Source organism: Acidocella sp. (assembly GCF_027352905.1).
Taxonomy (GTDB): Bacteria; Pseudomonadota; Alphaproteobacteria; order Acetobacterales; family Acetobacteraceae; genus Acidocella.
On sequence record NZ_DAIEIF010000052.1, the window covers coordinates 1 to 12,533 of the forward strand.

Here is a 12,533-nt window from a genome sequence, read left to right on the forward strand (position 1 = left end):
CCGCGGGCGCGGCGGCCCGCGCCGCCACCTCGCCCCAGCCGGCCGAGGAGATGGTCGATCTCGCGAGATCCTACCCGTTTTATGGCGCGGGCGAGCAGGCGGGCATCCGCACTCCGCCGCAACGCCATGTGTTCTTCATGAGTTTCGACCTCACCACCGCGCGGCGCGAGGATTTGCGCATGCTGCTGGCGCTGTGGTCGGGCGCCATCGCCCAGATGGTGCAGGGCCGGACCATCGGCCAGGTGGAGCCCGCCGGGCCGAACGGGGTGGGAATGGATACCGGTGAGGCGCTGGAGATCGGCCCCGCCGCGCTGACGGTGACGGTGGGGCTCGGCCCGCGCGTATTCGGCGATGAATTTGGCCTGGCGGCGCAAAAACCCGCCCGGCTGCGCCCTCTCGTGCAACTGCCGAGCGACGCTTTCGACCCAAGCCTGACGGGGGGTGATCTCTCCCTGCAAGCCTGCGCCGATGATCCGCAAGTCGCCTATCACGCGGTGCGCGATCTGGCCCGGCTCGCCCGGAGCACGGGCGCGGCCAGTACGCGCTGGGCCGTTCTCGGGTTCGGCCGCGCCTCCGCCGGCCCCGCCCAGACCACACCGCGCAATCTTCTCGGCTTCAAGGACGGCACCCGCAACATCCAATCCGATGAGGATTATGAGCGGTTCGTCTGGGTTGCAGACGGCCCGGCCTGGCAGCGCCGCGGCACGTATCAGGTGGTGCGCAAGATCAGCATGAATCTGGAAAATTGGGATACCAACCGTGTCGGCAACCAGAACCGCGTCTTCGGGCGGCATAAGCTCTCCGGCGCGCCGCTCAGCGGGACGCGGGAATTCGACACGCCGGATTTCACCAGGCTGGGCGCGGATGGCAAGCCCATGATCCCGCTCAATGCCCATATCGCCCTCGCCGCGCATGAGAATAATGGCGGGCTGAAAATTCTCCGGCGCTCCTATAATTACACGGATGGGATCGGCCCGTATGGCCAGCTGAGCGCCGGGCTGTTGTTCATTTCCTACCAGAACGATCCCGCCCATTTCGAGGCGTTGCAGACGAAGCTGGGCGCCGCCGACGCGCTCAATGAATATATCTCCCATATCGGCTCGGCGGTCTTCTTCGTCCCGCCCGCTCCCGCCGAGGGGCATCACATCGCCCAGGAGATGTTCACATGATCCGGCCGGTTCGGCATTGCCGCTCTTCGGTTTTTCGATATTACCGCGCTCTCTCTTCCGGCTAGCATCCCTCCACGGAGGAATGCCCATGGACATCATAAACCCGGTGCCCGACGGTTCTGCCGCGACGCTGGCGGCGCTGCTCGACCGGCAGGCCGCGGCGGCGCCGGAGGCCATCGCCTTTATCGACCGGGACCGCCCGCTGCGCTATGGCCCGCTGGCGCGGGAGAGCGCCGGCCTCGCCGCCGGTTTGGCGCGGCTGGGCGTGGGGGCGGGGGACCGGGTCGCGGTTTGGCTGCCAAATATCCCGGCCTGGTTCGCGGGTTTTTTTGCCTGCGCGCGGCTGGGGGCCATCGCCGTCGCGGTCAATACCCGCTTCAAGAGCGGCGAGGTCGCCGATATCGTCCAGCGCTCGGGGGCCAAGATCCTCATCTATTGGCCGGGATTCAAGGGGATTGATTTCAACGGCATCATTGGCGGCGTTCCCGCCGAGGCCCTCGCCGCCGTCAGCGGCCTCGTGCTGTATCATGAAAACGAAGCGGCCCTGCCCGCGCGGGTGCATGGGGTGGAGGCGCATGACTACCACGCTCTCGCGGCCACGCCGCCCATGCCGGGCGATGAAGGCGGCCCCGAGGCTGGATGCGTGATCTTTACCACCTCCGGCACCACCCGCGCGCCGAAATTCGTTCTCCATCCCCAGCGCTCCATTCTCGCCCACGCCGCCGATGTGGCGGCCGCCCTTGCCCTCAATGCGCAGGATGCGGTGATGATGCCCGCCGTGCCCTTTTGCGGCGTTACCGGCTTCTGCCAGGCCATGGCGGCGCTCGCGGCGGGAAGGCCGGTCATCGGCACGCCCGCCTTCGAGCCGGGGGAGGCGGCGGGGCAGATCCGCCGCCACGCCGTTACCCACACCGCCATGTTGGGCGAGATGGCCGCCAACCTCATCGCCGCCGCCCCGCCCGGCCCGCGCCCCTTCCCCAGCCTGCGGCTGGTTGGCTTCGCCGCCTTCTCTCCCACGCAGTTGAACGTGGTACCCGAGGCCGAGGCGCTGGGGATTCCGCTGGTCGGGCTCTATGGCTCTTCCGAGGTGCAGGCCTTGTTCTCCCGCCAGCCCTTCCATCTGCCCGCGCTGGAGCGGGCGCAAGGCGGGGGGATACCGATGTCTCCCCAGGCGCGGGTGCGGGTCCGCGACGCCGAGACCGGGGAGTTGCTGCCGCCGGAGTGCTCCGGTGAGCTTGAATTCGCCGGGCCGAGCCGGATGATGGAATATTTCAACAATCCCGAGGCGACGCGCGCGGCTTTGACCGAGGACGGATATTTCCGCTCCGGCGATCTCGGCTACCTCACCGGGGATGGCCGCTTCGTGTATCAGAGCCGGATGGGCGACGCGCTCCGTCTCGCCGGGTTTCTCGTCAGCCCGGTCGAGATCGAGGCCTTCATCAAGGAACACCCCGCCATCGCCGATGCGCAGGTGGTGGGGGTTGAGATCGCCGGCTCACCGCGAGCGGTGGCGTTTGTCATCATCGTTGATGGGTCGGAATGGAGTGAGGAGGTTTTGATCGCCCATTGCCGCGCGCGAATGGCGAATTACAAGGTGCCGGCGCGGATCCTGGCGATCGAAGAATTTCCCGTGACACCATCCGCCAATGGCAACAAGATTCAAAAAGCGCGCCTGCGCGGAATGGCGCAGGCGGCGCTTGAGGCCGTGTAACAATCTGGAATTTATTTCTCGCGCCGTTCATATGCCTCAACGGGGCCGCCGCCCTTCTTCCAGGCGGTGAAACCGCCGCCGAGATGCGAGACGGCGCCCAGCCCCATATCCTGGGCGGTCTTTGCCGCCAGGGCGGAGCGCCAGCCGCTGGCGCAGTAGAAGACGAATTGCTTCTGCTCGGCGAAGACCGGTTTGTGGTAGGGGCTCTCAGGGTCGATCCAAAATTCCAGCATGCCGCGCGGGCAGGAGAACGCACCGGGAATTTTGCCCTCCCGTTCCAGTTCGCGCGGGTCGCGCAGGTCGACGAACACCGTGCCATTCTGACCATATCGCGCCCTGGCGGTTTCGAGATCGAGCGTGACGATCTCCTTGTTCGCTTCCTCCAGCAGATCCTTATAGCCTTTTTTCATAGACATCTCCTTCATCAAACATTGGCTCCGTTGCGGCCATCAATCCCGTGCCTGGCGTATGCGCCGTTTTAGCGCGCCACGCCGCTGGCCCCGCGCCAGGATATTTTTCCGATCATTTTTTATCATGTATGGCGAAGCGGATATTGCTATGATGTCCGGCCCTCCTGCCGATGGCCTCGTCTGGTTTTGTGGTATGAAAGACACACCCATTGACAAGCTATCATGATCCTGAAATTCTGCAAGCGTAACCGGTCGCCGATAATGGACCGAAAAGGAAACGTGATGGTAACAGACGATGCGTGGGCTCTCTCCCACTAGGCGCCAGGGCGATGCACGCCAGTTTTTCACCCAACCTAATGAAGGGCGTCGTTGCCAGGACGTGGTGTCTTTCGATCTGAATTCAATAAGATAATTTGGACCGGCGAAGGAGGAAACAATAATGGACAATAACGTGATAATGGAAACTGGCGCGGCGCCCTCCGTGCAAACCACAGACGTCGACGTGCTGGTGGTGGGGGCGGGGTTTGCCGGGCTGTATCAGCTCCATAAGCTGCGGCAGGCCGGATTCAGGGTCAAGGTGATCGAGGCTGGATCCGATATTGGCGGAATTTGGCATTGGAATCGCTATCCGGGAGCGCGGGTAGATTCCCATGGCGCTATGTACCAATACTCAGATCCGGACCTATGGAAGGATTGGGCCTATAAGGAGCTTTATCCCGGCTGGGAGGAGTTGAGGGCCTATTTCGATCACGTCGATGCCAAGTGGGATTTGCGCAAGGACGTGGTTTTGAGCACGCGTGTGACAGGGGCGGATTTTGATGAATCCACGCGCAAATGGACGGTGCATACCGATAAGGGCGGGGATTACGTCGCCCGGTCTTTCGTGCTGTGCACCGGCTTCGCCTCCAAGCCCTATATACCGGAATTCGAGGGAATGAAGGATTTCAAGGGCGAGATTCATCACACCGGCCTCTGGCCTCAGCAGGGGGTGGACATGCGTGGCAAGCGGGTCGCGGTGATCGGCATGGGCGCCAGCGGCGTGCAAGTGATGCAGGAAGCCGGCGCGGAGGCGAAGCGCGTCACGCATTTTCTCCGCACCCCTTGCCTCGCGATTCCCATGTGGCAGCGCCAGATGACGGAGGTGGATAACGAGGAGATGCGCAAGCATCTGCCGGAAGACATGATGAAGCGCAAGCAGACCTTTGGCGGCTTCAATTACGATTTTCAGGATGTCGGTGTTTACGAGGTCGATGACGCCAAGCGCGAGGAGATGTTCGAGAGCATCTGGAAGGCCGGCGGCTTCTGGTGGTGGCTCAATAATTTCAATGACGTTTTGTTCGACGAGAGATCAAACCGCGCCCAATATGATTTTTGGCGGAAGAAAGTGCTGGCGCGGATCAAGGATCCTCGCCTGGCCGAGATCTACGCGCCCGAGCAGCCGCCGCATCCGTACGGGGTCAAGCGCCCCTCTCTCGAGCAGAATTTCTACGAGGTCGTCCAGCAGGACAATGTGGACGTCGTGGATTTGAAGCAGGAGCCGATCGTCAGATTTACGGAAAAGGGAATCCAGACGACGAAGGGCGAGTACGAATTCGACATCATTGTGCTGGCCACGGGGTTCGACGCGGTTTCGGGCGGGTTGACCCAGCTTGATATCCGGGGGACGGCGGGCCGTACCCTGGGCGAGAAATGGCGGGATGGCGTGCGTACCCATCTTGGCATGGCCAGCCGGGAGTTTCCCAACCTCTATTTCATTTATGGCCCCCAGAGCCCAAGTGGTTTTTGCAACGGCCCCACCGCCGCCGAGGCGCAGGGTGACGAGCTAGTGAAACTTCTCGTGAAATTCAGGGATGCGGGCATCACCAGGGTAGAGGCCAAGGCGGATGCCGAGGAAGCCTGGCGGAACCATTGCAAGATGGTGGCGGATATGACCCTTTTTCCCAAGGCTGATTCCTGGTACATGGGCGCTAATATTCCAGGCAAGCCGCGGGAATTGCTGATGTATCCCTCCGGGCTGCCCGCGTATCTGCAAGCCTGTGAAGACTCGATATCGAAACATTTCGCCGGTTTCGAGGTCTCGCGCTGAAAAACCCGGGCCGCCTACGCATAATAAAACCATGTCTTGATAGGAGTCTGCCATGCAGCTGAAGAATAAGCTCGCCGCCATCACCGCCGCCGGGTCCGGCATGGGCCGCGCCGCCGTGAAATTATTTTCGCAGGAGGGCGCGCGTGTCGCCGCCATCGACCTCAACGCAGAGGCTCTCGCCTCGCTCAAGGCGGAAATGAAGGCGGCCGGCTTCGACATCGTTACGATCACGGCCGATCTCTCCACCGAGGCGGGCGCGCGCGACAGCCTCAACCAGGCGGCGGATGCGCTGGGCGGGCTCGATATTCTCTGGGCCCATGCGGGGGTTCCCGGCCCGGCCGGGATCGAGGGCGTGGATATGCAGGCCTTTCACAAATCCATGGCGATCAATGTCGACGCGGCGGTGATCGGCGCGGGCGAGGCGGTGCGCTATATGCGCAAGCGCGGCGGCGGCTCCATCATCTTCACGGCCTCCATCTCGGGTCTCGTCGGCTCGATGTTCAGCCCGCTTTATTCCGTCGCCAAATTCGGGATCGTCGGCCTCACGAAATCCCTGTGCCAGACCTTCGCGCCGGATAATGTGCGGGTCAACGCGATCTGTCCCGGCCTGACCGACACGCCGATGTGCGACCAGTTCATGAGCCGCAAGGGTGACCCGGAGGAGGCGGCCCGCAACCGGGAGATGATGATCAACAGCCTTCCGCTCAAACGGCTCGGCCGGCCCGAGGACATGGCCCAGGCGGCGCTTTGGCTGGCCTCTGACGCCTCGTCCTACGTGACAGGCGTCGCGCTGGCCGTGGATGGCGGTTTCACGGCGAAATAGACCAAACCGGGGGCGAGGCGGCTTGCAAACCCCTCGCCGCCGCGACCCTTATGCCGAGCAAGGTGTTACCGATGCAGCCGCCATTTCACTTCGCCCCGGAATATGACCAGCCCGTGCGCTACATGCAGCGCACCCGTGAATGGTATCTCGCGCTGGGCTACGACAACCCCTATGAATGGGCGCATTTTCTCGATGTGCCTTTTCAGCCGCTGAAAAAACCTCTCGCCGCCTCGCGGGTCGCCATTCTAACGACGGCGGCGCCTTTCCAGCCGGATAAGGGGCCGCAAGGCCCGGGCGCTCCCTATAACGGCGCCGCGAAATTTTACGAGGTCTATTCCGGCGATACCGATCAGGAGCATGATCTGCGGATCGCTCATGTGGGCATCGATCGCATCCATACCAGCATGGAGGACAGCCATTGCTGGTTTCCCCTGGCCGCGCTGCGCCGCGCGGCGGCGGCGGGGCGCATCGGCTCCATCGCGCCGCGATTCCACGGCGTGCCGACCAACCGCAGCCAGCGGCATACGCTGGAGGTGGATGGCCCCGAGCTGCTCCGGCGCTGCCTCGAGGACGAGGCGGACATCGCCCTGCTGGTGCCGAATTGCCCGATCTGCCACCAAACGATGAGCCTCGTGGCGCGTGAGCTGGAACGTAACGGCATCGCCACCGTTATCATGGGCTGCGCCAAGGACATCGTGGAATATTGCGGCGTGCCGCGGTTTCTGTTCAGTGATTTTCCTTTGGGCAATGGCGCCGCCCGCCCGCATGACACCGCCTCGCAGGACCAAACCCTGGCTTTGGCCCTCGCCCTGGCACAGGCCGCGCCCGCGCCGCGCACCACCGTGCAAAACCCGTTGCGCTGGAGCGCGGATGCGAGCTGGAAGCTCGACTACTGCAATGTGGAGCGCGTGGCGCCGGAGGAACTCGCCCGGCTGCGCGCCGAGACCGATCGCGAAAAGGAAAAGGCGCGTCTCATTCGCGAGGCCGCTTATGCCAAGGCGCAACTCCCATGACCGGCCCTTACGACGATCTGCGGATTCTCGATTTCACCCGCTATTATGCGGGTCCATTTGGAACTTACCAGTTCGCGTTGCAGGGCGCGGACGTCATCAAGATCGAGCCGCCAGGCGGGGAGGAATACCGTGAGGCGCAGCTCGACCCGGTATGGGCGCAACGCAAACTGGCCCCGGCCTATATGTCGGTCAATGCCAATAAGCGCAGCATTATCCTCGATCTGCGGACGGACGAGGCCCAGGACATCGTGAGGCGGCTGGTGAAATCCGCGGACATCGTGTGGGAGAATTTTCGCCCCGGCGTCATGGACCGTTTCGGTCTGGGCTATGAGGCGCTGCGGCAGATCAACCCCCGCTTGATCTATTGCGCGGTCTCGGGGTTCGGCCAGACCGGCCCGGCCGCCCACCAGGCCGCCTTCGACGGCAAGATCCAGGCGATGTCAGGCATCATGGCGATGACTGGCGACGCTGCGGGCGGGCCGACGCGGGCGGGTTTCGCGGTTTGTGACCTAATCGCCGGAATGACGGCCGCCTTCGCGGTCTCCACGGCGCTGCACCACCGGCAGCGCACGGGGCAGGGACAGATGGTCGATGTGGCGCTGCTGGACGCGACGCTGAACTTCCTCACCCAGCATGTCACGGAATACACCGTGTCCGGGCATGTCCAGCAGCAATACGGCAATCTTTCAGTGACCCGCAAACCAACCGCTGACAGGTTCCGCTGCGGTGAGGGCTATGTGGTTCTGGCGGCTCTCACCGAGCGGCAGTTTCAAGCCTTGATGAAGACGCTCGGCCGGCCGGAGGCGCTCGATGACCCGCGTTTCGCGGATTGGCCGAAGCGGATGGAAAACACCGCCGAATTGCGCCGGATCATCGAGGAGGCGATGGCGACGGGCGACCCCCTCACTTGGGAGGCGCGGTTGACGGCGGCGGACGTGCCCTGCTCGCGCATCATGTCGGTCGACGAGATCGTCGCGCATCCGCAAGTGACGCACCGCCAGCTTTTGCATACCGTTGATTCGGAGTACGGACCGCTGAGACTTGTCGGCTCCGGTTTCAAGCTCGAGCATGGCGGTGGCGAGGTCACCCGGGCTCCGGCGAGCCCCGGCGCGCATACGGCGGAAATTCTCGCGGAGGCCGGGTACACGAGGGCGGAAATCGACGCGTTTCTTGGCCAGCTGGCCGGTTGAGAGCCTACCCGCCGGCGCTGACCACCCGCCAGCCCAGCGCGGAGGCGAGCTTGGCCCGCTCATGCATGCGGTGCGCATTCGCGTCGGCCGCGTTGCCGGCGAGCGCGCGGGCATAAACGCCCTCGACGATCGCCGCCGAGCGGAACATGGAAAACCCAAGGAAGAATGTCCAATCCGGGATATCGGCGCGGCCCGTGCGCGCGCAATAGAGGGCCAGCACCTCCGCCTCGCTCATCAGCCCCTGGGCGCCGAGATCGACGCCGATATATCCCTCCTGGGCGGGGCCGGTCCCTGGCGGCATGTGATAGGCCATGCAGCAATAGGCGAGGTCGGCCAGCGGATGGCCGAGGGTGGAAAGCTCCCAGTCCAGCACGGCGATGACCCGCGGCTCGGCCGGGTGGATCATGGCATTGCCGAGGCGGAAATCTCCATGGGCGATCGCGGTTTCGTCATGCGCGGGCCGGTTCTCCCGCAGCCAGGCGATCAGCCGGTCCATATCCGGCAGATCCTCGCTCTTCGAGGCCTCGTATTGTTTCGTCCAGCGCTCGATCTGCCGCGCGACATAGGCTTCCGGGCGGCCGAAATCCGCAAGGCCGATGGCTTTGTAGTCAACCGAATGCAGCGCGGCGATCGTCTCGATCAGCGAGCGCTGGATGGCGCCGCGCTCGGCGGGGGCAAGCCCGGGGGCAAGGAGGTTCTGGAGCACGCGCCCATCGAGATACTCCATCACGTAGAATTCGGTGCCGATGACGGCGGGGTCGGCGCAATAATGATACATGCGCGCCACCGGCACGCCCGTTCCCCAAAGCGCCTGCTGGATGCGGTATTCACGGTCGATCTGATGAGCGGAGGGCAATAATTTGCCGGGCGGCTTCTTGCGCAGCACATAGGCGCGGGCGGGCGTCTCGATGAGAAAGGTGGGGTTGGACTGGCCACCCTGGAATTGCCGCAGGCGCGCGGGCCCGGCGAAGCCCTCGACGTGGCGGGCGAGATGCTCGAAGAGCGGCTCGGGGTCGAACCGGTGCGCGGGCAGCGGCTCGACGAGAACGGGTTTGGTCTCGCTCATCGCATCGTCACGCGAAATGGCTGGTGACGACCGCGCCGCCATCCACCACGATGGTCTGACCGGTGATGTATCTGGCCGCGTCGCTGGCGAGAAACGCGCCGACCCCGCCGATATCCTCGGGCTCGCCGATCCGCCCGAGCGGGGTTGATTGCTGGATGTTGCGCTCCTTCTCCGGGTCGTCCCATAGCGCGCGGGCGAAATCCGTGCGGATGACACCGGGCAGGATGGCGTTGACCCTGATCTGCTTCGGCCCCCATTCCACGGCGAGATTCTGCACGAGTCCGATCTCGGCGAGTTTGGAGATATTATAGGCCGGAATGGCGAGATTGCCGCGCAGCGCGCCAATGGAGGAAATGGCGGTGAAGCTGCCGCCCCCCTGTTTGGCGATCTCTGGCAGCGCCATATTGGCGAGCCAGAGCGTGGAGCGGAGATTGGTGCCCATGATTTTGTCCCAGGCGCTGTCTGGCACGGTGGAAAGCGGGCCGTAATGGGGATTCACGGCGACGTTGGCGACAACATGGTCGAGCCGGCCATAGGTTCGCAGCGTGAAGTCCAGCAGGGCTTCCAGCGCTTCCTTCGTTCCCGTGTTGCAGGCAGTGGCCGCCGCCTTTCCCCCCCGCTCGGTGATTTTTTTCGTCACTTCCTGGCAGGCATCGAGTTTGCGCGAGGAAATCACGACGGCGGCCCCGAGTCCGGCCATCGTTTCGGCGATGGCGCGGCCGATGCCGCGCGAGGAACCCGTGACGATGGCGACCTTGCCATCCAGCCGGAATAGATGATCCATTGGGCGTTCTCCTTTGGGCGGGGATGGTTCTCCGCAGAGACCAGGAAGTCAAGCTTGCATCCCGGCGCGGGGGCGTTACCATCTTCGCGAGAACAAACCCTCGAGGAACCAGCATGCCCATCACCTATTCGCCCAAAGTGGAGGCGCTGCGCGCACGCCTTGCCGATTTCATGGCCGAGCACATCTACCCCGCCGAGGAGGCTCTCTTCGCCGAGACGGCGCTCGCCACCGGGGAGGATCGCTGGAAGCCGCACGCGAGGCTGGAGGAGATCAAGCAGAAGGCCCGCGCGGCGGGGCTATGGAATCTTTTTCTTCCCGACAGCGAGTATGGCTATGGCCTTTCCAATGAGGAATACGCGCCTCTGGCCGAGATCATGGGGCGCTCGCCCTTCGCGCCGGAGGCCTTCAACTGTTCCGCCCCGGATACGGGGAATATGGAGGTGCTGGTCCGCTATGGCACGGCGGAACAGAAGGAGCGCTGGCTCAAGCCGCTTCTCGCCGGCGAGATACGCTCCGCCTTCGCGATGACCGAGCCGAACGTGGCCTCCTCCGACGCGACGAACGTGACCACGGAAATCCGCCGCGAGGGCGGTGAATACGTCATCAACGGCCATAAATGGTGGATTTCCGGCGCGCCCGATCCGCGCTGCCGCATCCTCATCGTCATGGGCAAGAGCGATCCGGCAAATCCCGACCGTTACAAGCAGCAGAGCATGATCCTCGTGCCGCTTCCCCATCCCGGCGTCACCATCAAGCGGGCCTTGCCGGTCTTTGGTCATGACGACGCGCCGCATGGCCATGCCGAGCTGATCTTCAAGGATGTGCGGGTGCCCGCCGCGAATATTCTGCTGGGGGAGGGCAGGGGGTTCGAGATCGCCCAGGGCCGGCTCGGCCCGGGGCGCATCCATCATTGCATGCGCTCAATCGGCTGCGCGGAGCGGGCGCTGGAGCGGATGATGCGCCGCCTGCAAAGCCGGGTCGCCTTCGGCAAGCCGGTGGCCGAGCAGAGCGTCTGGCGCGAGCGCATCGCCGAAAGCCGCTGCATGATCGATCAGGCCCGGCTGCTTTGCCTGCAGGCGGCGCGGCTGATGGACACGCAAGGCAACAAGGCGGCGCGCACGGAAATCTCGATGATCAAGATCGTCGCCCCCAACATGGCCTGCAAGGTCATAGACTGGGCGATCCAGGCCTTTGGCGGCGGCGGCGTCGCGGATACCTGGTTGACCATGGCCTATACGCTCCAGCGCACCCTCCGCTTCGCCGACGGGCCGGACGAGGTGCATCGCGACCAGCTCGCCCGCACCGAGCTGAAGCGCCTCGACAATACCGACCCGGCGCGCACCGGCGCCTGGCCGCAGGTCATCGTGGCAGATGGGGTGAGCGCGCCCGGCCTGCCGGCCTAGCCCGCTCCCCTTTGCTGGCGGCCTGGTTATTCCGCGGGCGAGGCGGCGCCGTTGGAGCCAAGGGCGCGCCTCTCCTGCTCCGCCCGCACCCGCGCCGGCAGGAAGGGGTGGATGAGAAGCTGGTAGGCGCCGCCGCCGATCACGCCGCCGATCAACGGCGCCGCGATCGGGATCCACCAGAAATTATCCGGCGAGGGCAGGGCCGAATGTCCCCAGCCGGCGAAATAGGCGAAGAGGCGGGGGCCGAAATCGCGCGCCGGGTTCAGCGCCCAGGCTTCCAGATACCCCATCGAGGCGCCGATGGCGGCGACGAGAAAGCCGATGATGAGCGCGCCGGAATTCGCTTGCGGCGCCATCTCGTTATATTGCTCGGTGATCGCGAATATGCCGAATAACAGGATGGCGGTGAGGATGATCTCATCGGAGAAGGCGTGCATGGGCGAGATCGCGAGGCCGGGATGGGTGAAGAACACGCCCGCCGCGCCGCCCGCCGCCCGGGTGAGATGGTTGACCTGGTTGAAGTGATCGATGACGGGCTGGAACAGCACATAAACGATCACCGCGCCGAGAAAGGCGCCCACGATCTGCGCGAACCAGTAAGGCGCCACCTTGCGCCAGGGAAAGCCCCGGAACACCGCCAGGGCCAAGGTCACGGCCGGGTTGGCGTGGGTGCCGGAAACCGAGCCGGTGACATAGATCGCGATGGTGACCGAAAGCCCCCAGGCGATGCAGACCCCCCAATAGGCGTTCACATACGGGCTTGGGTCATACAGCACATACATGCAGGCCACGGAATCGCCAAAGGCGATGATGATGAATATCGCGACGGCTTCCGAGATCAGCTCGCCGAATAATTGCCGGTTCATGTCGTTTCTCCC

Annotated in this window: 11 protein-coding genes; 7 read left to right on the forward strand and 4 right to left on the reverse strand. The window is 64.2% G+C overall.

Features of this window, described 5'->3' with window-relative positions; genetic code table 11:
- Positions 1-1,169: Dyp-type peroxidase (locus M7H45_RS10230; RefSeq protein WP_298216642.1), on the forward strand; the 1,169-nt coding region annotated here is incomplete at its 5' end.
- Positions 1,170-1,257: 88 nt separating this feature from the next.
- Positions 1,258-2,880 carry an AMP-binding protein gene (locus tag M7H45_RS10235; RefSeq protein WP_298216644.1) on the forward strand — a complete coding sequence of 541 codons (1,623 nt, stop codon included), beginning with the start codon at positions 1,258-1,260 and terminating at the stop codon, positions 2,878-2,880.
- Positions 2,881-2,891: 11 nt separating this feature from the next.
- Here the strand turns inward: M7H45_RS10235 and M7H45_RS10240 are convergent, their stop codons facing one another.
- The gene (locus M7H45_RS10240) at positions 2,892-3,290 is read right to left on the reverse strand and encodes a rhodanese-like domain-containing protein (RefSeq protein ID WP_366145539.1); all 399 of its coding nucleotides are present in this window, start codon (positions 3,288-3,290) and stop codon (positions 2,892-2,894) included.
- Between the two features lie 439 nt (positions 3,291-3,729).
- On the opposite strand from M7H45_RS10240, the gene M7H45_RS10245 reads away from it, so the two are divergent.
- From M7H45_RS10245 to M7H45_RS10260, 4 genes are all read left to right on the forward strand, one after another.
- A complete protein-coding gene (locus tag M7H45_RS10245) occupies positions 3,730-5,376 on the forward strand; it encodes an NAD(P)/FAD-dependent oxidoreductase (protein WP_298216645.1) in 1,647 nt (548 codons plus the stop codon).
- 52 nt (positions 5,377-5,428) lie between these two features.
- A complete protein-coding gene (locus tag M7H45_RS10250) occupies positions 5,429-6,199 on the forward strand; it encodes an SDR family NAD(P)-dependent oxidoreductase (RefSeq protein WP_298216647.1) in 771 nt (256 codons plus the stop codon).
- Positions 6,200-6,270: 71 nt separating this feature from the next.
- On the forward strand, positions 6,271-7,212 hold the full coding sequence (locus M7H45_RS10255; RefSeq protein WP_298216648.1) for a hypothetical protein: 942 nt from the start codon (positions 6,271-6,273) through the stop codon (positions 7,210-7,212).
- The gene (locus M7H45_RS10260; RefSeq protein ID WP_298216650.1) at positions 7,209-8,402 is read left to right on the forward strand and encodes a CaiB/BaiF CoA-transferase family protein; all 1,194 of its coding nucleotides are present in this window, start codon (positions 7,209-7,211) and stop codon (positions 8,400-8,402) included. The genes M7H45_RS10255 and M7H45_RS10260 overlap by 4 nt, the downstream gene beginning before the upstream one ends.
- A 4-nt stretch (positions 8,403-8,406) precedes the next feature.
- Here the strand turns inward: M7H45_RS10260 and M7H45_RS10265 are convergent, their stop codons facing one another.
- Both M7H45_RS10265 and M7H45_RS10270 read right to left on the reverse strand, forming a co-directional pair.
- Positions 8,407-9,468 (reverse strand): phosphotransferase, encoded by a 1,062-nt coding sequence (locus M7H45_RS10265; protein ID WP_298216652.1) that lies wholly within the window; start codon positions 9,466-9,468, stop codon positions 8,407-8,409.
- A 7-nt stretch (positions 9,469-9,475) separates the two neighbouring features.
- A complete protein-coding gene (locus M7H45_RS10270) occupies positions 9,476-10,252 on the reverse strand; it encodes an SDR family NAD(P)-dependent oxidoreductase (protein ID WP_298216653.1) in 777 nt (258 codons plus the stop codon).
- A 113-nt stretch (positions 10,253-10,365) separates the two neighbouring features.
- Here M7H45_RS10270 and M7H45_RS10275 point away from each other — a divergent pair, with 113 nt between their 5' ends.
- Complete coding sequence (locus M7H45_RS10275; RefSeq protein ID WP_298216655.1) at positions 10,366-11,655, forward strand: acyl-CoA dehydrogenase family protein; 1,290 nt, start codon at positions 10,366-10,368, stop codon at positions 11,653-11,655.
- A 26-nt stretch (positions 11,656-11,681) separates the two neighbouring features.
- Here the strand turns inward: M7H45_RS10275 and M7H45_RS10280 are convergent, their stop codons facing one another.
- Complete coding sequence (locus M7H45_RS10280; protein ID WP_298216657.1) at positions 11,682-12,521, reverse strand: MIP/aquaporin family protein; 840 nt, start codon at positions 12,519-12,521, stop codon at positions 11,682-11,684.
- Between the last annotated feature and the right edge of the window lie 12 nt (positions 12,522-12,533).